Genomic DNA, 25,776 nt, shown 5'->3' with positions numbered 1-25,776 from the left:
GCAGGGGGGAGCACGGAAAAGCGTGCGGGCCGGTCGAGCAGGGTCCGCACGTCACAAACAGCAACGGGGCCGAGTGACGGATGTCGCTGGCCCTGCAAGGTCACGGACGCTTATGAGCGCTCGTTCCAGCTATCGGTGTGGATGATGTTGCCGTCCTTGTACGCCCACGTGATTTTCTCGTAGCGCAGTTCGACGTCTTCGAGGTGGTTATGCTTCTCGAAGGAAGGATTCTTGATGTCCAGCATCTTCGGCTTCACCGCGACGACCTTCACATTGTCGAGCTTGGTGTTGAAGTACTCCTTCTCCTTGCCGGCATCGTCGATCTTGTACCACTTGATCTCGACCGACTTGAGCGTTTGCCCGCTCGTTACGGCCTTATAGAGGTAAGGCGTGGAGGCGTCGGTTTCCTTTGTGAAGGTGATTGGCTTATGCACGCGCGTGCCGGTCAGCTTGCCGGTATTCGCATCGGTCGGAATGCTCACGCCATGATCGAGCGCGACCAGCTCAACGCTGCCTTCGCGTCCTTGTACCGTGACGGAACCCTTGACGTCGGCGCCGCCATCGTCCTTGATCCACATGTATGCGGGAATTGCCATTGCTTGCTTCTCCTTCTACTCGAATGAACAGGCCGGATGGCCTTGGGGGGATAAACCACTGCTGCGATCGTCACGACAATCGGGGACGAGCGTAATTTCGACACGGCGGTTCGCTGCGCGCCCCGCCTCCGTGTCGTTGGCGGATTTCGGGCGCGTGTCGCCATAACCCTGGATCGCGAAGTGCGTCAGTGGGATGCCGGACGCATCCGCGAGCCAGTCGCGCACGGAGGCGGCGCGTGACGCCGAAAGTCTCAGATTGGCGCCGGCGTTGCCGATCGAATCGGTGTGCCCGGCCACCAGGACGCGCGTGCCCGGATGCGCCTTGATCAACTCGAGCGCACTGACCAGCATGCGGTTGGAGCCTGGATTCAGAACCGCGCTGCCGGTGCGGAACAGCGACAGGCTGTCCAGTTCAATCGTTGAGGGCGGGGGCAGCGGCGGCTGGTAGGTGGCAATCAGCGCGTTCGCAAGCGGCAGCAGCGGCGCTCCGCTGTAGAGGCCGAGTCCAAGCCGGGGCGGCACGCCGGCACTGGCGTAGCGCTCAAGTTCGTCGCGATCGCGTTTGATCGCCTGCAGCGCGTCGACGCGTGCCGCATCGTGGGCAGGCGCGATCGCTTTGTAGCGGGACATGTCAGTCACCACACGTTCAACCAGCGCGCGATTCTGCCAGGCCGACGCCGCCGCGGCGGCGCAAAAACACGCTACGAGCCAGATAAAGGCATGCGCCAATGCGCGCGGCCATGCCTGTCGTGCAGGTTGAGGCGCGATGCCGCGAATCAGCGGCTCCGGCAGCGGACAGGCGAGTCCTGTGCCGTTGGCCGCTGAGAGTGCGAGGCCTGTGATGGACGAAACGAACTGGCCGTACGCCGAGCCTGAAGCATGACGCCCTTCGACCGCGGTGACGCCGAATCCGGTGATATGCAACGGCTGACTGCCGCGCTGCGCGTCGACGAGCGCAGGCAGCACGGCGTCGCAGGCCCAGCGCGTGAGGGCGTCGAGGCGCGCGGCACGCCGTGCGCGGGGGCCAGGGTTAGCTGATATCGCCGCGCGCGCGTAGTGTTCGAGACGCGAGGCAACCAGCGCCGGTAAGGTGTCGATTTCCAGCGCGCTTGCGCCGCAGACGCCGAACCAGGGACTCTCCCCAGCCGCCGGGTTCGCTTCTTCCTCCGCATAGACCGCAACGCAGACAGGTATCCGATAGCCTACGGCTCGGGCCGCCTCGGCAATGGCCGAGCGCCAGCGCTTCAGGCTGGCGGCAAGGCCTGATTCGGTCGCCATCCTGTCGGCGGCGATCAGATACGCGAGTGCGTCCGGCCCCTGTCCGTCGCGCCATCGCGTGAGTGCATCCGCCAGATGCGCGAGCCGCGCCGGTTCATCGGTGCGCACCCAGATGGCGGTGTCGGTGATACGCACTGAGTAGGCGCCGAACAGATTGGCGAATGAGCCGTCAGCGTGCCCCGGTCCTGCCTCGCGATTTTCGGCGGCGCGCTCTTTGCGTGCCGCTGTTTCAGCCAGCGAAGCGCCGCCGACGGCAATGACGAGCAGCATATTGCGCTTGACGTCAGCCGGCAGCGAAGCCAATGCGGCGTCGATGGCGACAAGCACATGCCGCGTTGACGCCTGGCGCTCGCGGATACGGCGTGTCGCGATCGCCATGGCGACCAGCAGAACGACAATCACGCCCGCCGCGCAGGTCCAGTTCCACCCGGACGACCAGGGCGAACACAGCGCAAGCCAGATCAGAGCGAGTGTCGCGACCCAGGCAAACAGTATTCGGTAGGGATACCCAGACAGCCTTGGACCCATCAGTACGTCATCCCTGCGATCGCGGTTTTCAGCCATTGGTCGAGCGCGCAATAAATGATGGCCGCTGCGGCGCAGGCGATAACGACCCAGCCTGCGGCCGGCAGATTTCCGGACCAGCGGCGTCTGGCGGTGTGGCTGACTATTACAGACCCTCTCGTGTCGACAGGGCCGCTGCTGCGGCTCAGGCGTTCCTCGATGGTTCGTATCAATGCGGTGCGCGCGACTTCGCCGTCGAGTGCGAACTTGCCCGTGAATCCCAGCCTGAGTACGGCGCCGAAGATGGCGAGAAGCAGCAAAATAGGTTGCGGTTCAGCGAGACGCCGCTCGATGCGCCTGACGAGTTCGTGGCCCGCATCGTGGCTCTGGAATTCAACCACTTGCAGTGGCTCGCGTTCCCACGCGTCCCGATCGCTGCCCTTTAGCGTGCTGAGCGCCGCTTCGTCGAGCAGCGCGCATTGCGCGTAGGCCGCATCTTCGACGACTTCACGCGGATGTCCCGCCGCTGTCAGTTCCGCACGGAGTTCGTCGATCTGCCTCGTGCATTTCTTGCGAAAATCGATAAAGGACGTTGCTGGCGCAAAGTCGCTGCCCAAACTTGTGACCGTTAGCGCCGTGTCGCGCAATGCGACCGGCAGGAGCGTGGTGTAGGTGGATGCGGTAGCGATCATGTCGGCAGCACCGCGTAGAGCTCGAGCGACACGTCCGGAATCGAGGCCGGCACGTAGAACTGGCAAGCGCGTGCGTCGACCATCCGCCTGAAGGCGGGGTGCATGCTGTCGAGCGCGAAATACTCGTTTTCGATACGGATCGGAATCGCAGCGGGCAGGCGCGACATCGCGCGCAACGGGATGCCATGCAACGCGGAGTTGACGATCTGCTCGACTTCATCCGGCGCCCCGGCCTTGCACAGGCGCGGCAACTGCTCGAGCAGCGCGTGGGCCGGCAAGCCGGACTGGACCGACAGGTAGTACTCGGCGCCGTCGACGAGCCGATCGTCGTTGATCTTTCCGATCCAGACCGTTCCTCTTGCACGCTCGAGCACAATGGGTACGACGCGTGACGGGATCACCGCGTCGAGCAGGGTCCGGATTAGCGATTCCAGCTCCGCGAAAACCGGTTCCGGCGCGTCATGGTCGTACGGCGGGATCGCTTGCAGTGTTTCGGTGGTCGAGAATGTGAGCAGCGACCCGGCAAGCCGCGCGAGTACGCCGTACAGCCGCTCGGGGTGCTGGTCCGGCGCCTGGCATAACCTGGCGAGATCCGGCCACGTGCTGTTCACGCTATGAAGCAGCCAGAACAGCGATACGTCGGCGACCGCATAGTCCGCAATCTGATCCGAGCGTTCGCGGCGGCGCACGGCGAGGCTCGCGCTTTTCGCGCTGAGAATTTCCGCCAGCCGGTTCATGCGTGCGATCAACTGACCACTTGCCGATAGAAAGAGACACGGCGGTACAAACGCCGGATCGATCTCGAAACGGCCCTGCGTATTGCGCACGAGCCGGCCGATTGGACACGTTGCATAGTCAGCGAATTCTTCAAAGTCGAACAGCAGCGCCAATGCGTGACGTTCGACGCTGATTTCTTCTTTGCCTTCCCCGTTGAGATCGGCAACCTGCAGATACTCGCGCACGAAGCGGCGCGGCCGGGCCGGTTTCTGATCCGCCTCGATGCAGTTACCGCCCTGCGTGTCCATCAGCGGCAGGCCGGCCAGCACGACCACGGCCTCCACGTGGGCCGGGACGTCGCTCAGATCGCGCGCGGCAGGCAGCCGGTCGGCGGTTCGGCTATCGACGAACGTGCCGTCAGGCAGCCGGAGGTCGAGTTCGGTCAACTGGAGGCGATTGATCGACAGCGTGTGCGTATCGAAGGCAACCCGGCATACTCCCCAAGGCTCGGGGCTAGCCATGCGCGCCACGCGTTCATCGGCAAACCGCTCCCACTGCGCCTGCTGCTGGAAATGCTGGGGCGTCATGAAAATCCCCTGGGCCCACAGCGGTCTTGTTATCTTCATTGTTGTTGGCTGGTGCGCGGAGCGATGCAGGAAATATCATCGGCTCCGCATTGAATGCAAACCGTGCGGCAGCGTTCAAGCCACCGTAAGGCAGTGCTACAAGGTTTCCGCCCGATCGGGATGGGTCAGTTCTTTGCCTTCGGCATCTGCGAGACGAGGGACAGATTGATATCCATGCCTTCGATCTGGAAATGCGGCACGATGAACAGTTTCACGCGGAAGAAGCCGGGGTTGTCCTCGATGTCCTCGACGATCACCTTCGCCTCGCGCAACGGATGCGAGGCCTGCAGGTCGTCGCCCGGATCGGTCATTTCGGTCACCAGCGTTTTCACCCAGGTGTTCAACTCAAGCTCGAGCAGGCGGCGGTCTTTGGTTGTACCGATGTTTTCGCGCTGGATCAGCTTGAGGTAATGCGCGATGCGCGAGAGCAGGAAGATGTAGGGCAGACGCGCATTGACGCGGCTGTTCGCGGTCGCTTCCTTCGTGTCGTACAGTGCCGGCTTCTGCGCCGAATGCGCGGAGAAGAAGCAGGCGAAGTCGTGATTCTTGTAGTACGACAGTGGGATGAAGCCGAGGTTGGCGAATTCGAATTCGCGCGTTTCCGGAATCAGCACTTCGCTTGGAATCTTCGCCTGGTTGCCCGTGCCCAGGTCGTACAGGTGGATCGGCAGATCTTCCACCAGTCCGCCGGCCTGCGGGCCGCGGATCTGCACGCACCAGCCGTTCTTGATGAAGCTCCTCACCATGTTCGCGCCGAACGCGAACGACGCGTTAGCCCAGAGATAACGGCTATGGTCCGGACCCTTGACTGCTTCCGTGTAATTGAACGCGCGCACCGGAACCGTCTCCGGGCCATACGGCAGACGCGCGAGGAAGCGCGGCAGCGTGAGACCGATGTAGCGGGCGTCGTCCGAGTCGCGGAAGGTCTTCCACTTCAGGTATTCGGCACGGTCGAAATAGTTGCCGATGTCGCGGATACTCGCGACTTCTTCCATCGACTCCTTGCCGAAGAACTGCGGCGACACCGAGCCGATGAACGGCATGTGCGCGGCGGCCGAGACCTTGGCGATATTGCGTAGCAGGGCAATGTCTTGCGGACCGCGGTCGAACGCATAGTTCGAGATGATCGAGCCGATCGGCTGACCACCCGGCGTGTCGTATTCCTGAATATATGTGTGCAGATACAGACCGCTCTGGATGATTTCGGGCGTGTCCTCGAAGTCCTGGCGCAACGCGTCCTTCGATACGTCGAGCACCTCGATTCGCACATTCTGGCGGAAATCGGTACGGTCGACCAGAAACTTCAGCCCGCGCCATGCCGATTCGATCCGCTGGAAGACCTCGTCATGCATGATCGCGTCGAGCTGACGGCTGATCTGCCGGTCCAGGTGCTCGATATGAAAGTCGAGCAGACTTCTGTCCAGACGGTCGACCTGCTGCGACGAATCCTTGATCATCTTCAGGAAGATGCTCATGGCCTGGGCAACGCGCTCATCCAGTGACGACTCCGCCAGTCCGTCGGCGCTCTGGAACGACTCGACGGGACGCGCGGTGGTGACCGGCGTCAGGTTGATCTTTTCGCAAAGCGACTCGTAGACGCTCCTGGCCTCGAGGACGATGGTGTCCGATGCGGCCGGCTTACGGCTGTGCGTTTCGTTTTTTGCCATGGTGCAAGACTCCTCGGGACGGTTGTTATTGGGCGGATTGGGTGTGGGCCGGAGCAGGTGCACCGATTCTCTGCAAATCGGCGCGCAGGCGCTCGGACAAGGCCGGGTCCTTGAGGATCTTTTCGAGTTCGCGGCGGAACGTGGCGTTATCGAGCAGGTTGGATTTCAGATCGCGCAGCAGGTTGCGCGCGGCCATCAGCGCGCGCAGTTCGGGCACTTTGCTCGCCACTACGTCTGGCTTGAAATCGTCCATGGATTTGAAGTCGAGGTCGACTGGCAATTCGGAGCCGTCACCTGCAAGCGTATTCTCGACCGCAATTCTGGCCTTCGGGTTGTAGTCAGCCAATACCGAATTGAAATTGTTCTTGTTGACGTCGACCTTGCTGCGCTCGGCCAGTGCGCGCGTGTCATGACCATTGCTGTAATCGCCCATCACCAGCAGTTTGAGCGGAAGTTCGACTTTCTTTTTCGCCCTTCCGATATGCAGGTCGAGCTTCAGGTTGATGCGGGCCTTTGGCACTTCATTCTGAAAGCTGTTACTCATTTTTCGAATCCTTCTAATTTTGAGGTAACCATCAGTACAACAAAGATAATGCGTAATTGATAGCACGGGATTTAGGGGCGTGTATGTAGGGGAAATCTGGTTTTTGTAAAAAGTCGAAAAAAGCGTTTCAAGTGGTTCACAGGAGTGCAAATTATGTTTACCGTCCTGACCCAAAACGCAAAGCATCGAATCGACATGGGCAATGTCTATGCGACACGTGTCGATGGTGATAAAACTGGAGATGGGATGATGGCAGATCAGAACAGGCGAGTCGGAAAATACGAAAATAGCCGTAAGGCGATGACAGGGAGGCAGTCATACTTCCTCGACGTGCCGGGCACGGCGAACGCGAAGGATTTGTCGGTCGTGTCGTTTGAGGCGACCGAGCGCATGGGCGAGCCGTACCGGATCACGATCGTCCTCACGCATCCGGACAGTCTTTCGAGGTCGGACTATCTCGGCAAGGACGCCGTGTTTTCGATTGCCCCCGATGAAGCTGTGCTCCGCAAGTTCTGCGGTTGCATCACGCGCTTTTCGAAAACGAAGAAGACAAAGGATTTCAGCCGCTATGAGATCGTCGTCGAGGCCCATCTCGCGCGTCTGAACATGACGCGTGCGAGCCGCATCTACCAGCACCAGACCGCTCCGCAGATTATCGAAGCGATCCTGCGCCGGCATGGCTTCGAGGGGCACCAGTTCACCTTCAGGTTGCGCCGGCAGTATCCGCAGCATGCGTTCCGGATGCAGTATCAGACGGCAGACCTCGCCTATGTGCGGATGTTGATGCAGAAAGAAGGCATCTACAGCTACGTGACCGAGGGCAAGCATGGCGACGTGGTGGTGTTCGCCGACGACATCGACCATTACATCTATCAGCCGGAACTGACGGTGCCCTGCCGGGAGACGGCGGGGCTCGAGGCGGGCGTCGAGGCGGTGTTCGCCCTGCAGACCCATGCGCGGACGGTGCCGCAGTCGTTCGCCGTAGCGGACTACAACCCGGACCGGGCGTGGGAACGATTCCGGGCCGAGGCGAACGTTGCCGGAAAAGACACGACCACCTACGGCCAGCCTTACGTCTACGGTACACATCATCTGGACCAGGACGGCGCGCAGTGGGAGGCGCAACTGCGCCACGAGGCGGCGATCGCCTGGCAGATCGTCCATGAGGGCGAAAGCAACGTGCTGGCGTTGCAGCCGGCGCGCATCCTGCGCATGGATGAGGATTCGCTGGACGCCCCGCAGGAAGTCCCGCACCTTGAAGGAAATGCCCCTGGGGCAGAGGACGCGCCGAATGGCCAGGTGATCATCGAGGTGACGCATCGGGGGGCGCGTGACGAAGCCTATCGCAATGCATACAAGGCGATTCCATCGGACCGGCGCTTTCGCCTGAAGCTCGAAGAAGATCAATGGCCGAAGATTCCCGGCTCACTGAGCGCGCGGGTGACTTCGCCCGGGCATTACAAATACGCGTATCTGACCCAGCAGGGCTACTACACGGTGCGCTTCGACCTGGACTTCGATGAGTGGAATCCGGGCGGCGAAAGTGTGCCGCTGCGGCTCGCGAAACCTTTTGCGGGCGCGCTGCAGACGGGGTTCCACTTTCCCGCGCTGCACGGCACCGAGGCAGTGATCGAATTCCGGGACGGTGATCCGGACAAGCCGTATATCGCGGCGTTCCACCATCACAGCCAGGCGGTGGATCTGGTTACGAGTCAGGATCGTTGGCTCTCGCGCAACGTGATGCACACGCAGGGCGACAACAAGCTCCAGTTCGAGGACTGGGAAAATGAGGAACACGTCAAGCTTTCCACCAAGCATTCAGGCAAGAGCCAGCTGACGCTGGGGCACATTGTCGACGGCAGGAGAAAGAAGCGCGGTGAGGGTTTCGAGCTGCGCACCTCCGCGTACGGTGCGATCCGGGGCGGCAAGGGGCTGTTCATTTCCGCGGACGACCAGCCGAATGCGATCGGCCAGCAGCTGGATATGGAGCCGGCGAAAGGGCTTCTTTCCGACGCAATGGCGCAGATGCAACGTTTGAACGAATGCGCCGCCGCAGCGCGGGTCCAGCTAGCAGACGTCGAGCGACAGCGCGACTTGATGGAACAACGTCTTCTCAAATTGCAGCAGGCGGTCATTCTTTTGAGCGCGCCGGCAGGCATCGCGCTTGCCACTGCCGAAAGTATCCAGCTTGCAGCAAACGGCAATGTGATAGCCACGGCCCGTTCGAACCTGGACCTCGGCGCCGGCAATCATGTCACGATCGCCGCAGGCCAAGGCGCCTCGATCTTCGCGCAGGACCAGGGCATCAAGCTTGTCGCTGCGAAAGCGGACTTTTCCGCTGCAGCGCACTCCGGCCAGATGCTACTCGCCTCCTCGCAAGACATGGTTCTGTCGAGCGTCGACGGCAAGCTCAATGCCGTTTCGGCAGGTGCGTTGACGCTGTCCAGCCAGGGTGCCTATATCAAGCTCGACGGCGGCAACATCGAACTGGGGTGCCCAGGCAGCATCACGCTCAAGACTGGCAACTTCAATTGGCAGGGGCCCGCAAGCATGGCCCCGCCATTGCCTGCGCTGCCTGCGGGCGTCTGCCGGCAGTGTCTGCTCACTGCGCATACCGGCGTCGAAGCCATGACTGAAAAGGCCTGATGATGAGCACGACCGTACAGCCGCCAGCCGCGCCGGACGCGGATTCAAGGTGGGTCGAATTTCAGTCTCGTGTCGAAGCCGCTCGTCGCAAACATGAACTCAACGATCTGCAGACTTGCCTGTATGCGCTCGTCGATACTCGCGGCCTGCCGGATTTGCGGGTGGCGCTGCAACGCCTTGATGCGATAGCGTTTGAAGCCCTTTGGGACAGGACAGACCTGGCGGCGTTCGCGGACGTGGCGCCCCTGTTGATCAAGGTCGATCTCGGGGCCGCCGACACAGATGTTCCCCAGCAACTACTCAAGCGCCTCTGGCAATTTTCGGACCGCGAGTTCATGTTGACCTGGATTTGGTCGCCGCATGGACTGGACAACCTCGCGGAACATTTCCGCTCGTACTGCGAGTACACGCTTGCGAACCGGCGTACGTTCTATCTGCATTTCTACGACAACCGGATACTCGAGCGCCTACGCCTGACCTGGACGGCGGAGGAGTGGACGCGCTTTGCGTCCGTAGCGTTCGAGATCTGGTATCGCAACCGTTCGGGCGAGGATGGTTCGTGGTGCGCCGACGTTCTGTCACAGCCAGTGCGCAACGCCGAATTCGCATTGACTGACGAGCAGCATCTGATGCTGTTTTCTCTGGGCTACGCCGATAAGGTCGTGATCCAGATCACGGAACTCTGTGGCTGTCTGCTCGAACACCTGTCGCCGGACGACCTGTACCGGACCGTTCGTACGCAGGTGGAAAGAGCAACGCATTACGGCGTCCGCGATGAAGGGGACATGCTTCAGTACGTGGCAAAGGGGCTTTTTGTCTCGCCGAGGTTCGATGAACATCCGTTGATCAGGAAGGGGCTGGAGTCCGCGAGGTACGGAGAGGTTCCGTTTGCGGAGGTGCTTTCGCAGGTCGACGAGACACTTGGCGATGGCTATGCGGGGCGCCGGGCGACGTGACTATGAAACGTGGATTGCTTTGCGTGGTGTTGCTGACGCTGATCGCTGGGTGCGATGCGTTTTCGTCCGAGCCGACGTATGGTGGCCTGAGCGTCGAGGGCTTCAACTACACGCCGTATAACCTGGACCGGTTTGTGATCACCGACAAGTACGGTAACAGGGCCGGTGGTGGGGGTGATCTGATGCCTGGGTCCGGTGAGGGCAGCCTGAGCTGTTGCTACAAGCTGAAGGGAACTGACTTTACGGTCAAATGGGATGTCTACGACCAGGACAAGGCGATGATAAATCCCTACGCTCCTATCGACATGATTCATAAGGTTACCGAAGTTCATCTACCTCCGACGAAGGTTCCAGGCGGAGCCGGCGAACGCATCCTCGGCCTGCACTTCTACCCAGACGATCACATCGAGTTCGAGTTCCGGCGTGACCTGAGTGGTACGCGAATTGAGTACGACGAGATCTGGGGATGGTTGGACCGGACCTATGGCAAACAGATCAATCCGAAAGGGCTTGATGACGCGGTGGTGTTCAGACAGACCGCCCGTATTGCAGCGGGTGGATGGATGAAGTACCGCCTCACCGATAAACGGGATCTGCGCTGGTACGTGTACTACGCGATGGTGGTCAATTCCAGGTTCGATGAACATCCAGCTGTTCAGAAGATATTGGCTGAAACAAAGGACAACCCTGGCGCGTTCGGCGCGGCGATGGAAAAACTGCCAGCCGCAATAGTCACGGAATTAAAGAGCGACAAATTCGAACATGTCCCGACCGGAGTGGCCCATGGATGAATATGCGGCAGCGGGTTTGCCACATCAGATGGCTGCCGCCGGGCGTGAAGTAACGGCGAAGGACAGACGGCCCCAGTCGACGTGCTACAGAACATGAGAACGAGAATGAAGACAGACAAACACGCTTTGTGCCTGATATTGCTTTCGTTGACGCTCATCGGAGGGTGCGATGCGTTTTCGTCCGAGCCGACGTATGGCGGGTTAAGTATTGAGGGCTTCAACTACACGCCGTACAACCTGGACCGGTTTGTGATCACCGATAAATATGGCAACAGGGCCGGTGGTGGGGGGGATCTGATGCCCGGATCAGGTGAGGGAAGCCTGAGCTGTTGCTACAAGCTGAAGGGAACTGATTTCACGGTCGATTGGTATGTCTACGACGCTGACCTTGCGATCAAGGCTATCCACGCGCAACAACCCATTCAGGATATTCATAAAATCACCCAGGTTCATCTTCCTCCTACCAAAGTCGCTGGCGGAGCCGGCGAACGCATCCTCGGCCTGCACTTCTACCCGGACGATCACATCGAGTTCGAGTTCCGGCGTGACCTGAGTGGCACGCGCATTTTTTACGCCGAGATTGATGACTGGGTGGTCAAGAAACAGGGTAAGACGTCCGATCCGCATTCAGGGGACGACGCTGCTGCATTTCGCCGAACGGCCCGAATAGCGTCAGAGGGCTGGATTCGCTATCGCCTGACGAATACGCAGGATCTGGAACAGTACGTCTACTACACGCTATTGGTGAATCCGAACTTCGACAAACATCCCGCCATTCAGAAAATATTGGCTGAAACAAAGGATAGACCTGGCGCGTTCGGAGCTGCGATGGAGACGCTGCCAGCGGCAATAGTAATGGAATTAAAGAACGACAAATTCGAACACGCACCGACAGGAGCGACCCATGGCTGATTTTTCGGAAGGGGGGCGCCACGTCAGATGGCCGCCGCCGGGCGTGAAGTGGCGGCGAAGGACCGACGGCCCCAGTCGACGTGCTACAGAACATGAGAACGAGAATGAAGACAGACAAACACGCTTTGTGCCTGATATTACTTTCGTTGACGCTCATCGGAGGGTGCGATGCGTTTTCGTCCGAGCCGACGTATGGCGGGCTGAGCGTCGAGGGCTTCAACTACACGCCGTACAACCTGGACCGGTTTGTGATCACCGACAAGTACGGTAACAGGGCCGGTGGTGGTGGTGATTTGATGCCTGGGTCGGGTGAAGGTCGCCTGAGTTGCTGCTACAAGCTGAAGGGAACTGATTTCACGGTCGATTGGTATGTCTACGACGCTGACCTTGCGATCAAGGCTATCCACGCGCAACAACCCATTCAGGATATTCATAAAATCACCCGGGTTCATCTTCCTCCTACCAAAGTCGCCGGTGGAGCCGGTGAACGCATCCTCGGCCTGCACTTCTACCCGGACGATCACATCGAGTTCGAGTTCCGGCGTGACCTGAGTGGTACGCGAATTGAGTACGACGAGATCTGGGGATGGTTGGACCGGACCTATGGCAAACAGATCAATCCGAAAGGGCTTGATGACGCGGTGGTGTTCAGACAGACCGCCCGTATTGCAGCGGGTGGATGGATGAAGTACCGCCTCACCGATAAACGGGATCTGCGCTGGTACGTGTACTACGCGATGGTGGTCAATTCCAGGTTCGATGAACATCCAGCTGTTCAGAAGATATTGGCTGAAACAAAGGACAAACCCGGCGCGTTCGGCGCGGCGATGGAAAAACTGCCGGCCGCAATAGTCACGGAATTAAAGAGCGACAAATTCGAACACGTCCCGACCGGAGCTAAACATGGGTGATCCCACGCAACTCGATCCGTCCGACAGGACACCTTTGAAGGTGCTCGACGGAATACTCGCAGCGCACAAGCCGTACAAGAAGGACGACTGTATTCCATGCGGTGCAGTCATCAAGATGGGTTTCTTCTTCGACGGGTTTGGCCGCAATCGTGACCATGACGACCCGTCGACGTCGCGCTATTCGAATATTTGCCGGCTGTGGGAAGCACACCGCGACATGCGCGACACACGGCGTCAAAAGATGCTCAACCAGTTCTGGTATCCCTTCTACTATTCCGGTCTGGGCACGGAACTGAACAAAGACGCGGCCAACAACGAGATTATCTCCGCAGCTGTAAAGACGGCAACCGCAGTAGGCAAATCAGCAGCGAACTCGGCGAAATCCACTGCGCAGAAAGTCGTCGGGGTCGACAAGGTGCTGGACCTCAAAAATGCACCCGGAAAAGCCGCGAAGAGCGCAGCGCTGGAGGCATTGGACGAAATGTCGTTGCGGCCGGTAGCCAAGGCATACGCCGAACTGGTTGCTGAAGCGAAGAAGGCCCCGGCCAAGGTTGGCCGCGTGCTGACGATGGCGTGGGACGACCGCTGGGTGACGCGTGGGAAGGCGGCGGTTCGGGCCACACTGTTTGACCTGAAGAAGAACCCGCTCAAGGCCGGCTGGTCAGTGGCGAAGGGTGTATTTGTCGGCGTCGCGATGGATTCGATTCCACAGGTACGCGACAACGCGGCGGTTTCGAGCTTGTTTGGTACCGGCGTTGAGGACCGGCTTCACGCGGCGCTCAAGCAGTTCGAGGCGGCGTATCGCGATGCGAAGGCAAAGATGTCCACGGTGCAGCGCATCGAGGTCTCCGTGTTCGGCGCCGATCGCGGTGCCGTGCTGGCGCGTGTGTTCGTCAACGAACTGGTGCGCCGGTACAAGCGGCGCCGGGATGACGATCTCGCAATTGAAGGCGACGCGATCGAGATCCGGTTTCTTGGCCTGCTCGACGCGGTGTCGTCGATTATGGCCGAGAACAAGCTGCTCGACTTCTTGCCGCTGGTGAACATGATCAAGCAGAACTATGGCGACCGGCCTCTGGGTGTGCCACAGGCCGTCCAGAAGTGCGTTCATTTCGCCGCCGCGCACGAATTGCGCTTCTATCAGCGGCTCGACAGCCTCGAGAAGACACGTGGCGACCAGTACCTGTATCCGGGCACCAGCGAAGACATCACGGGCGGCGCGCCGGAGGGGGCGATGGGATTTCGCGCGGAACTCCAGCGCGTTGCGCTGCGTGACATGTTGAACGAGGCACTGATGGCCGGCGCAGCGGTGGACATGATGGAAGATCTCAGCAAGTACAAACCTCGAACCTACGATAAATTCACCCTCGCCTCCCCCATCTCCGACGGCAAGGCCTCCTACAAGCTCCCCGACCTGATTGCCGCCTACCGCGCACTGGTGCCGCGCGACAAAGGCCTCAACTTCCAGGCCCACATGCAGGTGTTCCTGCGCTGGCTCGCAGTACGCTATCAGGATCCCGCATTCCGCGCCTCGATCACCGCCCCTGCCGAGCAGAAGCTGGCCGATTGGCGGGCGTTGCTGGCCGAGAAAGCCGATACCCAACAGAAACTGCGTATCGAGCACGAACGGCTGGAAAGCCTGCCGGAAAGCGAACGCAGCAAGCCCGCGAACCGCGCCAGCTTCGAGAGCCTGCTTGCTCGCTACAAGCAACTCGAAGCGCGCCGGCAGCAAGATCTGATTCCGACCGACGAGGCCCTGGCGAGACCGGTGGTGCACGTCTGGGAGCGCATTGACCGCGAATCGGCCGACCTGGTCAAGCGCATGTCCAGGCAGCCCGAACTGGAAGCGAGGCTCAAACGTGTCCAGTCCCGCGATACGAGCATGGATCTTCCTTACGACCCGGACATTACGGGCGCGGCCGAAGGCATCGTCAGGCAGGAGATGCTCACCCCCGAGCAGGTCGCGCTTGTCGGGGCATGGCAGGAGGGCGCCAGTGGCAAGAAGCCCCTTCCTCCGCAGGTCATGGCGCTTTTCGACCTGCTGGTGCACGACACGATGCTGACCAGCTGGCACGACCACGTTCTGTCATCCACGCTGTACTTCCAGACGCGGGCGACGGATACGTTCGGAAAGAGCGACTTGGAAAAGGAAGCGAAACAGCGTGCTGAAGATGAGCGCAATGCGCAGCGCGTGGATGAGCTATTGAGAGAGGCCAATAAGGCCAATACGCGAGCGGCTGCAGGTTCCTGAATGAAAACGGGCAACAGGCGGCGAGGGTTGCCAGAGTGAATCAAGGAGAAACGGAATGACAGGTGTGGTGAGAGAAGGCGATAGGCTGAGCCGCGGGGGAGAAGTCCTGCGTGGTGGTTCGCGTATGTTCGTGGGCCGCGCACTGGCCCGGCGCACGGACCCTGTGCGCTGCGATGTACACGGTCCGAACCGTATTGCGGAGGGCAATCCGAATGTTCGTGACGGTGAGCTTGAAGTGGCCGAGGACGGTTATCTGTGTGAGTGCGGCTGCGCACTGATCTCGTCGTTGCCCAACAGCGGATCGCGGTAGGTTACCCGGATGGCCGTGAACTTCTCGTTGCTGCCGCCTGAGTATCCGGTTCCCGACAAAGCGCCGTCGCCGTTTCTCTCGTCGATTGTCTTCGTTGTGCTGGCTTTGTGCGGCGTTGCTTTTGCGCTCTGGTCATGGCCGCGCAATGAGAAGACGCAGACGGTGTGGTTCTGGTTCTGTGTCGTTGTGATTCCCGTGTGTCTGTCGGGAGCAATCGTTTTGCGGCGCTTTTCGCATTTTTACAAACGACGGAGCGAGGCGCTTACCCACAACAGGCTCAGCAAGGTCTACGCCGACACGGTGTTCGAGGTGGCCAGCGTGCCGCTCGCCGTGCTTGCTGCCGGATACCGCCTGCACGCCGACGAGCAGGAAAACACCTTCGAAGCGATTGTCGCGCGCAGTGCAAAACCGCCAACGCGCCAGGCAAGGGATTCGCACGAAATGATTGTCGCGAGTTGCCTCGAGCCCGTGGCGGCGGCGTTGACGTTCGACGACGAGGAGCGCCAGGGCATCGTACTCGGCTGGATCCTGCACTCGTTTGCTCCGGCTGTGGCGGAGGGGCTGGACGCGGTCCCGGCGCGGGTTCCGGTTGAGGTTTACCTGGACATCAACAGTGCCGTGCTTTCGGGCGAAGCCATTCAGGCGATCTGGCAACGAATAGCCGCGCGTGTATGGCCGGAACGCCTGAACGTGCAACCCGTGATCGAGCCCAGCGGCGGCCCGTGGCTCGCCGACACGATCCTCGATCGTGCAAACCCCGTGCAACGCGACGTCGTGACGTTACTGATCAGCGTGACGCTGAATCGGCTTCGCACAGCCGATCCTGAACCCGGTAGTGCCGAGGCGGCAGCCATGATACTGCTCTGTCCAGCTGCACTCGCGCGCACGGAGCAGCTTCCCGTAGCCGGCTGGCTGCATCGCCCGCAGGTGGACACGAGTATCCAGCCCGGAGGCGTATTGCACTACGCGCTGAAGTGGGGAGGCACGGCAGGCGCCGCGGTGGGGGGCACGATTCAGACCGGATTCGACGAACGTAGCGCGGCGCAGTTGCGCATCGGACTGCAAGCGGCGGGCCGCTCAGGCAACGGGGCGTCGTCCGACTTCGCACTCGAGACGCTTGCCGGCAACACGGGGCCAACTGCATCGTGGCTCGCGACGGTGCTCGCACTCGGTCGGGCCAATGCGTGCGCCGCGCCGTACATCGCGGGAGTTCAGAGCGAGGGGCGGATCCTGCTCGCGGTTCTCGCGCCGGCAGAAAATCACATGCAGCAAGACAGGCAAAAAGATGCCTAAATTCCGTGTAGAAGTGTTTTCGTATCTGCTCGTTGCGATCGCTGCCGGCGGCCTGATCTGGTTCAAAGGAGATCTGTTCCGGCTAGATACCGAAACGAAAAGGACTTTGGCGATCATTGCCCTTTGCGCGTGCCTCGTCATCATCACGCTTTACTTCGGCTTCGAGCCGAGACGTGAGGAGGCGGACGCGGCTCGGCGCTTGAGCAGGCTACTGCACTGGAACGTCGAGCGCCTCACGGGGACCACGCAGGGGCTGCTGGCACCCAAGGATGCCGGTGCGCAATCGAAGGGCAGGTCGGATGCGCTCCAGCGTCTGCGTGAGCATCTTCGAGACGAGCACGGCTTGCGCTGGCGCTATCGGCAGCCGTGGCTGCTTTTGACTGGCGACGACTCGGCGATCGGGCGCCTGCTGCCGGAACGGGCTGAACGAAGCTGGCTGGTTACACAGGACGCCGTGCTGCTATGGAGTAAAGCCGGTCCCGATGGCCGCCCTGATGAGAGCTGGCTGAAGCAACTGGCCACACTGCGCCGCCGCCGCCCAGTCGATGCGGTCGTGCTGACGCTCGACGGCACGGCAGACCTGCCCACGCAACGCCGCGGCACGAGCGCCCACAGCATCAACCTCGCACGCATCGCCGAGGCGCTGCACTGGTCCGCGCCCGTTTTCGTGCTCGACATCGCGCAGACCGACGAGGTCGCCCCAGGCGCCACGCCGGTCGTTGGCTGCGAATTCCCCCGCACAGCCAGTGCTGCCTCAATTGAAGCCGCGTTGCTTACCCTGCGCGATCGCCTCGCCGATCGCAGCGTCGCGCAACTCGGCAGCAACCGCCGCGACGACTATGCAGCGAAACTCTCCGAACGCCTCGATACACGCAGCGCGCCATTAGCCAGCTGGATTGCAGGGTTAGCCGAACGCTCGCGCCACCAGCCCGTCAGCGGCGCGTTCTTCGCACCGTTTCCGCTGACCACCGGCGACGACGATGACGGCGCAAGCAGCGTAGATCTGCCACTGTGGCACTACCTCGGCGAAGCATCTCGTGGTGCAACTGGCCGCCGCACCGGCTGGCACCCAGTCACGGTGTTCACCCTGTGCGCCTTGACCACAATCGGTGTGTGGACCGCAGGCATGCTGGTCTCTGGCCTCTCGAACGCGCGCGATCTGCATATCACGGCGCAGGCTGTCCGGATCAACAGCACGGCCACGGATTCCGCCGCCCGGCTGCGAGCGTTGCTTGCCCTGCAACAGCGAATCGATCTGTACGAATACCGCACGCAGCACCATGCGCCGCTCCTGACGCGCTTCGGCCTGAACCATGATCGGGATGTACTCGCGGCCCTGTGGACTTCCTACGCCGAGGCGAGCAAACGCGTCTTGCTGACGCCGCTCCAGCAGAACCTGGAAGCACAATTGGCCGACCTCGGCCAGATGCAGACCGCCCAGCTCGACGACCAGACCAGCCGCCTCGCGCTCGACGGCCACAAGGCGCTCAAGACGTACCTGATGATGGCTGATCCGGGCCGCGCCGACGCCGCGTTCATGACACCGCTGCTGCCGCGCTACTGGAACCCGGATGCCCGCCTCGCGAGCGGCGAGAAACTCGATCTGTCAGAACGCTTGCTCGGCTTTTACGCGCAACACCTGAAGGCGCATCCGGACTGGCGCATCCAGCCAAGCCCCGACCTTGTCAACGCCTCGCGCCAGACGTTGCTTGCGGTGATCGGCGTGAAGAACTCCGAGGACACGATTTACCAGAGCATCCTGGATGCGGTGGGCAACAAATACCCGAACCAGACGCTCGCGTCGCTCACGGCCGGCACGGATACACGCGGCCTGATCCGCTCGACGGCCACGGTGCCCGGTGTCTTCACTCGTCAGGCGTACGAAGGCACCATAGCGCCCGCCATCGATGAAGCCGCAAAGCGCAGCAAGGTGGCGCACGACTGGGTGCTGACCGATAGACCGAGTGGCCAGCATGACCGGAGCAGCGGCCAGAACAGTGGGCAAAACACAGGCCCGCAAGCCGCCCAAGCCGCGCAATCGGCCGACAGCATGAAAGCGGACTTGCTCAACCGCTACTTCACCGACTACGCGGAACACTGGCAGGGCTTCATGAACACGCTGCAATGGGAGCCTGCTCCCACGCTGCCGTCCGCGATCGAACAGCTCAAGCTGATGGCCGATGCACGGCAGTCGCCCGTCATCGCGCTGATGAAGTCGCTCGAGTATCAGGGCGGCGCCGGCGCGCTGACGGAATCGCTGTCCGACACGCTGGTGACGAAAGCGCAGAACATGTTCGGCGGCAAAGCTGACACGCTGGCGATCGCGAGGCCTGATCCCGCGGGTCCGCTTGGCGCGTCGTTCGGCCCGGTGCTGCGCGTGATAGCACCGGGTGTGCAGGGCAATGCCGGCGCAGCGGCAAACGGCGACCTGAGCCTGCAACGCTTCATGGACCGGGTTACCAGTTTGCGCCTGAAGCTGCAGCAGATCAGCGACAGCCCCGACGCCGAGGCCGAGGCGAAGCGGGTCGCGCAGTCGCTGTTCCAGGGCAAGGGTTCGGCGCTGGCCGATACGCAGGCCTACGCACAGCTGATTGCCGCAAGCCTCGGTGTCCAATGGGCGGGCATGGGCGATGCGCTGTTCGTGCGGCCGGTCACCCAGGCCACGCAGACGGTCCTGCAACCGGCGCAGGCAAGCCTGAACGATGCGTGGCGACAAGCGATCGTGGCGACATGGAACCGCTCGTTCGCCGGACGGTATCCCTTTGCGAACACGGATAACGATGCGTCGCTGCCCGAGCTCGCGCGCTTCCTGCGTCCGCAAGGCGGGCTGATTGCCACCTTCCTCGCTGCGCAACTGGCGGGTGTGCTCGAGTTGCAGGGTGATCAATGGATGCCGGCGACCACGGGCAGCCAGGCTCTGGCGTTCGATCCGGCGTTCCTGAAAGCGGTGAACACGTTGCAGCGCATCGCCGGGCATCTGCTCTTGCAGGGCGAGCCGCAATACCGCTTCGAGTTCAAGCCGGTACCGGCACCCGGCGTTACCGATACCCTGCTGACGCTCGATAGCCAGAAGCTGCACTACTACAACCAGCAGGAGACGTGGCAGGCGCTGACATGGCCGTCGAATAGTCCCCAGGACGTCGGTACGCGGCTGGAATGGCAAACGGAGAGAGCCGGTACCAGCAAGAACTTCGAGTTTGGCGGACGCTGGGCACTGGTGCGGATGCTGGAGCGGGCACGGGTCGAGCCGATCGACAGCGCAACGTATCAGCTGACCTGGCAAGGCAGCGCCGACACGCAGCCGCTCAAACCGGCGCAGCCGAACCGGCCGGCTCCGGCGCCACCTGCGGCCAGTGCGGCCAGCGCGGCTGTGGCGACGAACGCCACCAATGCCGAAGACGATCAATGGGACGAGGCCAGGGGCAGCACCCCTTTGACGGCGCACGGACCGTTGACGCCGACCTCGGCGGACCTCCCCTACCCCCTGAGTTACATGATGCGCACCGACGCAGGGAAGGGCCCGCTCGAACTGCTTGCGCTCAGGGGGTTCGTGTTGCCTCCGCGCATCTTCGTGGCCAGGAATCCGGGTGCGGCACGAGCAGCAGCGAAACCGAACGCGCGCGCCGACGGCCCGCCGCCCTTGCCACGGGCGATGCTCGACGCGGCGAAGCACGCCGAAACGCCGCTGCCTGGCGGCATGTCACCGCTATGAAACCTGCTTCGACCGGGTCATGACCATGTTCACCAAACTTCTTAATGCGCTGTTCGGCACACGCACGCCATCAGACCTCGCACGTTCGACGCAGGGGCGCTGGGACGACTGGTTGCAGCCGTTCGGCGATGCCGCGCCGGCCGGCACCGACCCCGGCTATGACGACGACTTTCTCGCCCTCAAGGACGAAGTCGCGAAGCTTTCCGAGGTGGACGATACGTTGATCGTCGACACTGCCGAGCGCTTGCTGAAACACACGGCCAAGGACGTGCGCGTTGCCGTCTACTACGTCTATGGGCGCATGCGTCGCGATGGCGCCGAAGGCGTGGCGTCAGGCTTCGAACTGCTGTCGGCGTTGATCGACCGTTTCGGCGATGCCCTGTTGCCGGCGCGCGCCGAGGCCCGCAAGGCCGCATTCGAATGGCTCGCGGGCAACACGTTTGCGGACCGGCTCGACAGGGTGCAAGGCCTTACCGACACGCTGCTCGAACGCACGCTGTCGGCGCTCGCGCTGATCTCGGAGCATGCCGCTTCGTGGCCCGAAGCCGCACGACCTGAACTGAGCCCGCTGTTCCGCCGCTTCGAGGGACGCATGGAGATGCCGCCAGCGTCGGAACCTGCTCGCCCGGACACGTCGCCGGCCGCGGCACCGCTCGCGGCCGCTCTACCGGCGGCGACCGAAGTTTCATCCACGCGGGACTTGCTCGATCGCGCGCGCCAGATGGCGCAGTTTCTGCGCGAGCAGCCGCAGGGCTATCTGGCGGCCTACCGTCTGATGCGATGTGTGCGCTGGGATACGTTGACCGAAGTGCCGCCCCATGAAGCGAGCGGCAAGACGCGACTGGTCGCGCCACGCGCCGAGCTGCGCGCGCATCTCAAACGGTTGATGCTGCAAAAGCAATGGCCGGAACTACTCGACCGCGTCGAGGCAGCGTTTGCGGAGGGCGCGAACCATTTCTGGCTCGACCTGCAGTATTACGCGTTCGTTGCGCAAGAGCAGGCAGGCGGCGAGTATGCGCCGATCCGCGAGCTGGTGGCGACCGACTGCGCGCTGATGCTGGAACGTTTGCCGGGCCTTGACCACCTCGCGTTCTCCGACGGCTCGCCCTTCGCCGACGATGCCACGCTCGAATGGATCGCGCGTTACGCCACCGTGCGCGATGTCGAACGGGGCGAGGCCGTCGCGCCTGTGAGCGTTTCTTCCACGCATACGGACTGGGCCGAAACCGAAGCGCAGGCCTCCGATCTGGCCGCTCAGCAGGGGCTCGATGCCGCGCTCGCATGGCTGCAATGCTTACCCGCGCAGGAGGGTGAACGCGATCGGTTCGTCCGGCAGCTGGTCATGGCGCGCGTGGCCGAGCGCGCCGAACGGCCGGATACGACGCTGCACCTGCTGTCGGCGCTCGACGCCGCAGCGCAGCGCTTCCAGCTCTCGGTCTGGGAGCCGTCGCTGGCCTTCGAAGCCAAGCAGCACCTGCTGCGTCTCCTGAAGATTCGCGCGAACCGCAAGGACGCGGACAGATCCGCCCTCGCACAACGCATCGACGTCCTGCTGGGCGAACTGACTGCCATCGACCCCGCCAGAACTGTGACGCTCGCCTGAGTGATCGCACGCGCCATCCGATATCAAAAAATCAGCCCATGAACAATCCCACCAAAGACAACGACTTCCTCCGCTATTACGAGGCGGAAATGCGCTACCTGCGCGAGGCTGGCAAAGAATTCGCGCAAGCATTTCCAGACCGCGCGCGCATGCTCAACATTGACCGCATCGGCGAGCGCGATCCGCACGTCGAACGTCTCTTTGAAGGCTTTGCGTTCCTGATGGGCCGCTTGCGCCACAAGCTCGACGACGAACTGCCGGAGTTGACCGAAGGCCTCGTCAGCATGTTGTGGCCACACTATCTGCGCATGATTCCGTCGCTGTCGATTCTCGAACTGCAGCCGACGGAAGGCGCGCTGCAAAGGCATGAAACGCTGGAGCCGGGCCTCGAGGTGATGTCGGCGCCGATTGGCGGTGACCGCGTCGAATGCATTTACCGGACGACCCAGGCGGTCGACCTGTATCCGCTGCAGCTGGCCGAAGCAGGCGCCTACACGCGCGAGGATGGCCGCTCGGTGATCCGTTTGCGGCTCGAACTGCAGCAGCAGGCACGGCGCGAACAGTTGGAGGTGCCGCGCCTGCGCCTTTTCCTGAACGCTGACAGACCCGTGGCGCTCGCGTTGTATGCGGCGCTCACAGCAGAACCGCTAGCGACGCAGGTGCGCGTGCCCGGCTATCCGGAGCACAGGCCCGGTATGCCGCAGCCGATGCCCGGCCTGCGTATCGAGGCTGCTGGGTTCGCAGCAGACGAACGCTTGTGGCCAAAGGCCGATAACGCGTTCGGCGGCTACCAGCTGCTACTCGAGTACTTTACGTTCCCCGAAAAGTTTATGTTCGTCGACATCGTCGGACTCGATATGCACGCGATTCCTCGGAGCGCGGAATACTTCGACGTCGAAGTGGTGCTGACAAAGCCATATCCGGACGACATGCGTTTCTCCGCCGACCATGTGCGCCTGTTCTGCACGCCGATCGTCAACCTGTTCGCACTGGAAGCGGAGCCGATCAGCGCAACCCAGCATGAGACCGAATACCGTGTACAAGCGCTCAAAGAACGCGGCGACCATATCGACGTGTATTCGGTGGACACGGTCCGTGGCTTCGAGTCCGGCACCGGCCAGCGCTTCGAGTATGCGCCGTTCGCCGCGTTCCGGCACCGCGGCGGCATGCTTCGCCATGAAATGCCGGAACGGTATTTCCATACGCGCGCGCGGCGCGGCCCATCCGGGCGCTTTGACACATGGGTCATACTGGGCGGTCATGCGTGGGAACATCAGGACACGCTGCCGAAGGAAACGCTGTCACTATCCGTCACCGGCACGAACGGCACGCTGCCGCGCAAAGGGCTGCGCGAAGCAGGCATCGACCGCATGCGCGGGGGCTTCACGAACATCGGCGCGGTGCGCAATCTGACCGCGCCCACCCTGCCTGTGTATCCGCCGACTGGCGATCGCTTCCAGTGGCGTGTCCTGTCGCATCTGGCGCCTAACTACCTGTCGCTGCTCGATGCGGAAATCTTGCGCGGCAGTCTTGCACTCTATGACTGGACCGACGGTGAATTGAACCGGCGCAGGATCGATGCGATCACCGACGTACAACACCGGCTTTTGCAGAAACTCGTCAAGGGCGGTCTGCAACGCGGTGTCGAGATCGAAGTGACGCTCGACAGTGCCGCCTTCGCCGGCGATGGCGATATTGAGTTGTTCGGCGGCATGCTGAGTCGCTTTCTTGGCCTGTACGCGACGCTGAACCTGTACACCAGGCTAGTCGTCGTATCGCAGCCCACTGGGCGCCGCATCGAGTGGCCCGATACGAAAGGTGAAGGAGCGCCATTTTGAACGGGCCGCACTGGAACGTCTCTGAGCGGGACTTCGCTCACTACGCAGACCGGTCGCTGCTGCCCGCGCTGCTCGTCGACGCGACAAAGATGAATTTCTTCCGCTTCTGCGAGTTGATCGAACTTGCCGCCCCGGATCGGCCGTCCATCGGTACGACCGATTCGCCTGGTGTCGAGCCGGTGCGTTTCCGCTCCCGTGCGCGACTCGGTTTTCCGAACCGCGAAATCGATGCGGTCGAATACGACCCGGATAACCCGGCGACGCCGCCCGCCGTACGCACGACCTTCCTTGGGCTGTACGGTGTCGATGCATGCATGCCGTCGTACTTCGTCGACGAGATTGCGCAGAATCGCGAGGGTGCCGAGTCGATGGCGGCGTTCCTCGACATGTTCCATCACCGGGTCGTCACGCAGTACTACCGCGTGTGGCGCAAGTATCGATATCCGGCCGGTTTCAGGAAAGACGGCACAGATGCCATTTCGCGTTGCCTGCTGAGTTTCGCCGGCCTTGGCATGGCGTCACCAGCGATCGCACGGACCGCCTCACTGTCACAGGGAAATGCTTCCGGGGCGCAGGGACTTGCCGCGGTCGCCCCACGGGGACATCCTGTGGGCGCCCCACAGGGACTTCCGTTGGTCGTCGACACTCGCAAGCTGCTGTCGATGCTGGGTTTGGTGAGTCAGAAGACCCGCACCGCCGAGGGGCTGGCAGGCGTGTTGCAGCATGCGGTACCGGATGCGCAAATCACGGTGGAAGAGTTTTACCCCGCGTGGATCGGCGCGGCAGACTACCCGCGCAGCCCGCTTGGCGAGGGCTGCCTGCTTGGCCGCGGGTTTTACGACCGGGCCAACACGGTGCGCATCGTCATCACCCCGCAGACGCGTGAATCGGTACTCGGGCTGATTCCAGGGCGTGCGAACCATCGTGAAGTGATGGCGTTGCTGCGTTTTTACCTGGGTTACGAAGCATGCGCGCGACTGGAACTGCACGTCCGTCCCGAGCTCATGCCCGAGCAGGTACTGAACTCGGACCAGGTCAGTCTCGGTTATACCACCCAGCTTGCGTTGCCTCGTAGCCCAAACCAGCACCTGCCTGTCACACGAGTCCACCTGGGCGAGTGGACAGGAGGCAGTGGCCGATACGCTGCTCAACAGTGCCGAACGCACTGACGCGGCAAATCGCGGATATTGAATATGAAGAGGATTAACAGAATGATGCGCGTACTTCGAATGGGCGCCACGGCGTTGACCGTTCTTGCCGTCACAGCATGTGGCGTAGGGCAGTCTATGAAAGACAGCACGGTGGATGCGGCGAAATGGGCGTTCACGACGCAGGTCAAAACGATGAATGTGGATCTTGTCAGCCGGTCGTCGATCAATCCGAATGGCGCCGGGCAATCCTTGTCGACCGTCGTGCGGATTTACCAGCTGAAATCGCCACAAACGTTCCAGCAACTCGGCTATGCGCAACTGCAAACGAGTGACATTGACGCACTCAAGGCGGATCTGCTGGCAACCAAAGACGTCGTGCTGCGGCCCGATGCCAGCGCAAGTATTGGCGAGCCGATGAACAGCGACGCGGAGTATGTCGGTGTGGTCGCATTTTTCCGGGAAGTCGGCAAGGGGGCGACGTGGAAGTTGGTCATACCCAAGAAGCAGTGGAAGAAGACCGATCCGGTGAAGATCGAAGTACAGGGCAACACCCTGCAACTCGTTGGGGCGACGGCAGAAGCGATTAAGCAGAACGAGCCGCAGCAGAGTGTGCCGAACCCACCGAAGAAAACGCCGGATACGGTGACGGAATATGGGACACAGACAGGATGATCCGCAAGTGGCCCAAGCTACGACTCCGAACATCGCCATCACCATCGCCATCGCCACGCATGTTTATGCGCGTCGAATGGTTTAGACGATCGACTATTTACCGCGA

The 25,776-nt window shown here is 61.8% G+C and carries 19 protein-coding genes; 13 read left to right on the top strand and 6 right to left on the bottom strand.

The genetic code is table 11. From position 1 onward, the window contains the following. Positions 1 to 110 precede the first annotated feature (110 nt). The 6 genes from P3T22_RS00525 to tssB form a co-directional block, all read right to left on the bottom strand. Positions 111 to 596, bottom strand: coding sequence for an Hcp family type VI secretion system effector (locus tag P3T22_RS00525; RefSeq protein WP_063498168.1), 486 nt, complete (start codon positions 594 to 596; stop codon positions 111 to 113). Between the two features lie 15 nt (positions 597 to 611). Then, positions 612 to 2,402 (bottom strand): OmpA family protein, encoded by a 1,791-nt coding sequence (locus P3T22_RS00520; RefSeq protein WP_429323922.1) that lies wholly within the window; start codon positions 2,400 to 2,402, stop codon positions 612 to 614. After that, positions 2,402 to 3,070, bottom strand: coding sequence for a DotU/TssL family secretion system protein (locus tag P3T22_RS00515; RefSeq protein WP_429323921.1), 669 nt, complete (start codon positions 3,068 to 3,070; stop codon positions 2,402 to 2,404). The genes P3T22_RS00520 and P3T22_RS00515 overlap by 1 nt, the downstream gene beginning before the upstream one ends. Continuing rightward, positions 3,067 to 4,413: a type VI secretion system baseplate subunit TssK gene (gene tssK, locus P3T22_RS00510; protein WP_429323920.1), complete on the bottom strand. Its 1,347-nt coding sequence runs from the start codon at positions 4,411 to 4,413 to the stop codon at positions 3,067 to 3,069. Before tssK ends, P3T22_RS00515 begins: the two co-directional genes overlap by 4 nt. A 125-nt stretch (positions 4,414 to 4,538) precedes the next feature. After that, positions 4,539 to 6,080, bottom strand: coding sequence for a type VI secretion system contractile sheath large subunit (gene tssC / locus P3T22_RS00505; RefSeq protein WP_429323919.1), 1,542 nt, complete (start codon positions 6,078 to 6,080; stop codon positions 4,539 to 4,541). A gap of 25 nt (positions 6,081 to 6,105) precedes the next feature. Then, positions 6,106 to 6,624 carry a type VI secretion system contractile sheath small subunit gene (gene tssB, locus P3T22_RS00500; RefSeq protein ID WP_063498172.1) on the bottom strand — a complete coding sequence of 173 codons (519 nt, stop codon included), beginning with the start codon at positions 6,622 to 6,624 and terminating at the stop codon, positions 6,106 to 6,108. Between the two features lie 249 nt (positions 6,625 to 6,873). Here tssB and P3T22_RS00495 point away from each other — a divergent pair, with 249 nt between their 5' ends. The 13 genes from P3T22_RS00495 to tssJ all read left to right on the top strand — a co-directional run bounded on the left by P3T22_RS00495 (position 6,874) and on the right by tssJ (position 25,670). After that, positions 6,874 to 9,270 carry a type VI secretion system Vgr family protein gene (locus P3T22_RS00495; RefSeq protein WP_429323918.1) on the top strand — a complete coding sequence of 799 codons (2,397 nt, stop codon included), beginning with the start codon at positions 6,874 to 6,876 and terminating at the stop codon, positions 9,268 to 9,270. Further along, positions 9,270 to 10,226 carry a DUF4123 domain-containing protein gene (locus P3T22_RS00490; protein ID WP_429323917.1) on the top strand — a complete coding sequence of 319 codons (957 nt, stop codon included), beginning with the start codon at positions 9,270 to 9,272 and terminating at the stop codon, positions 10,224 to 10,226. Before P3T22_RS00495 ends, P3T22_RS00490 begins: the two co-directional genes overlap by 1 nt. A 2-nt stretch (positions 10,227 to 10,228) precedes the next feature. Then, positions 10,229 to 11,017 carry a hypothetical protein gene (locus P3T22_RS00485; RefSeq protein WP_429323916.1) on the top strand — a complete coding sequence of 263 codons (789 nt, stop codon included), beginning with the start codon at positions 10,229 to 10,231 and terminating at the stop codon, positions 11,015 to 11,017. 105 nt (positions 11,018 to 11,122) lie between these two features. Beyond that, entirely contained in the window at positions 11,123 to 11,929 is an 807-nt protein-coding gene (locus P3T22_RS00480) for a hypothetical protein (RefSeq protein ID WP_429323915.1), read from the top strand. Positions 11,930 to 12,033: 104 nt separating this feature from the next. Next, positions 12,034 to 12,840: a DUF3304 domain-containing protein gene (locus tag P3T22_RS00475; protein WP_063498176.1), complete on the top strand. Its 807-nt coding sequence runs from the start codon at positions 12,034 to 12,036 to the stop codon at positions 12,838 to 12,840. Beyond that, positions 12,833 to 15,091, top strand: coding sequence for a hypothetical protein (locus tag P3T22_RS00470; RefSeq protein WP_429323914.1), 2,259 nt, complete (start codon positions 12,833 to 12,835; stop codon positions 15,089 to 15,091). The genes P3T22_RS00475 and P3T22_RS00470 overlap by 8 nt, the downstream gene beginning before the upstream one ends. 55 nt (positions 15,092 to 15,146) lie before the next feature. After that, a complete protein-coding gene (locus P3T22_RS00465; protein ID WP_429323913.1) occupies positions 15,147 to 15,401 on the top strand; it encodes a PAAR domain-containing protein in 255 nt (84 codons plus the stop codon). A gap of 9 nt (positions 15,402 to 15,410) precedes the next feature. Further along, positions 15,411 to 16,694, top strand: coding sequence for a hypothetical protein (locus P3T22_RS00460; protein WP_429323912.1), 1,284 nt, complete (start codon positions 15,411 to 15,413; stop codon positions 16,692 to 16,694). After that, positions 16,687 to 20,406, top strand: coding sequence for an ImcF-related family protein (locus P3T22_RS00455; RefSeq protein WP_429323911.1), 3,720 nt, complete (start codon positions 16,687 to 16,689; stop codon positions 20,404 to 20,406). The genes P3T22_RS00460 and P3T22_RS00455 overlap by 8 nt, the downstream gene beginning before the upstream one ends. A gap of 25 nt (positions 20,407 to 20,431) precedes the next feature. Then, positions 20,432 to 22,009, top strand: coding sequence for a type VI secretion system protein TssA (gene tssA / locus P3T22_RS00450; RefSeq protein WP_429323910.1), 1,578 nt, complete (start codon positions 20,432 to 20,434; stop codon positions 22,007 to 22,009). 38 nt (positions 22,010 to 22,047) lie between these two features. Next, positions 22,048 to 23,847, top strand: a complete 1,800-nt coding sequence (gene tssF / locus P3T22_RS00445) for a type VI secretion system baseplate subunit TssF (RefSeq protein WP_429323909.1) — start codon at positions 22,048 to 22,050, stop codon at positions 23,845 to 23,847. An 89-nt stretch (positions 23,848 to 23,936) separates the two neighbouring features. Further along, a complete protein-coding gene (gene tssG / locus P3T22_RS00440; RefSeq protein ID WP_429324162.1) occupies positions 23,937 to 25,016 on the top strand; it encodes a type VI secretion system baseplate subunit TssG in 1,080 nt (359 codons plus the stop codon). A 42-nt stretch (positions 25,017 to 25,058) separates the two neighbouring features. Further along, the gene (gene tssJ / locus P3T22_RS00435) at positions 25,059 to 25,670 is read left to right on the top strand and encodes a type VI secretion system lipoprotein TssJ (RefSeq protein ID WP_429323908.1); all 612 of its coding nucleotides are present in this window, start codon (positions 25,059 to 25,061) and stop codon (positions 25,668 to 25,670) included. Positions 25,671 to 25,776 lie beyond the last annotated feature (106 nt).

Source organism: Paraburkholderia sp. GAS348 (genome assembly GCF_050434205.1).
Classification (GTDB): Bacteria; Pseudomonadota; Gammaproteobacteria; order Burkholderiales; family Burkholderiaceae; genus Paraburkholderia.
This window is presented reverse-complemented; position numbering and strand designations above follow the sequence as displayed.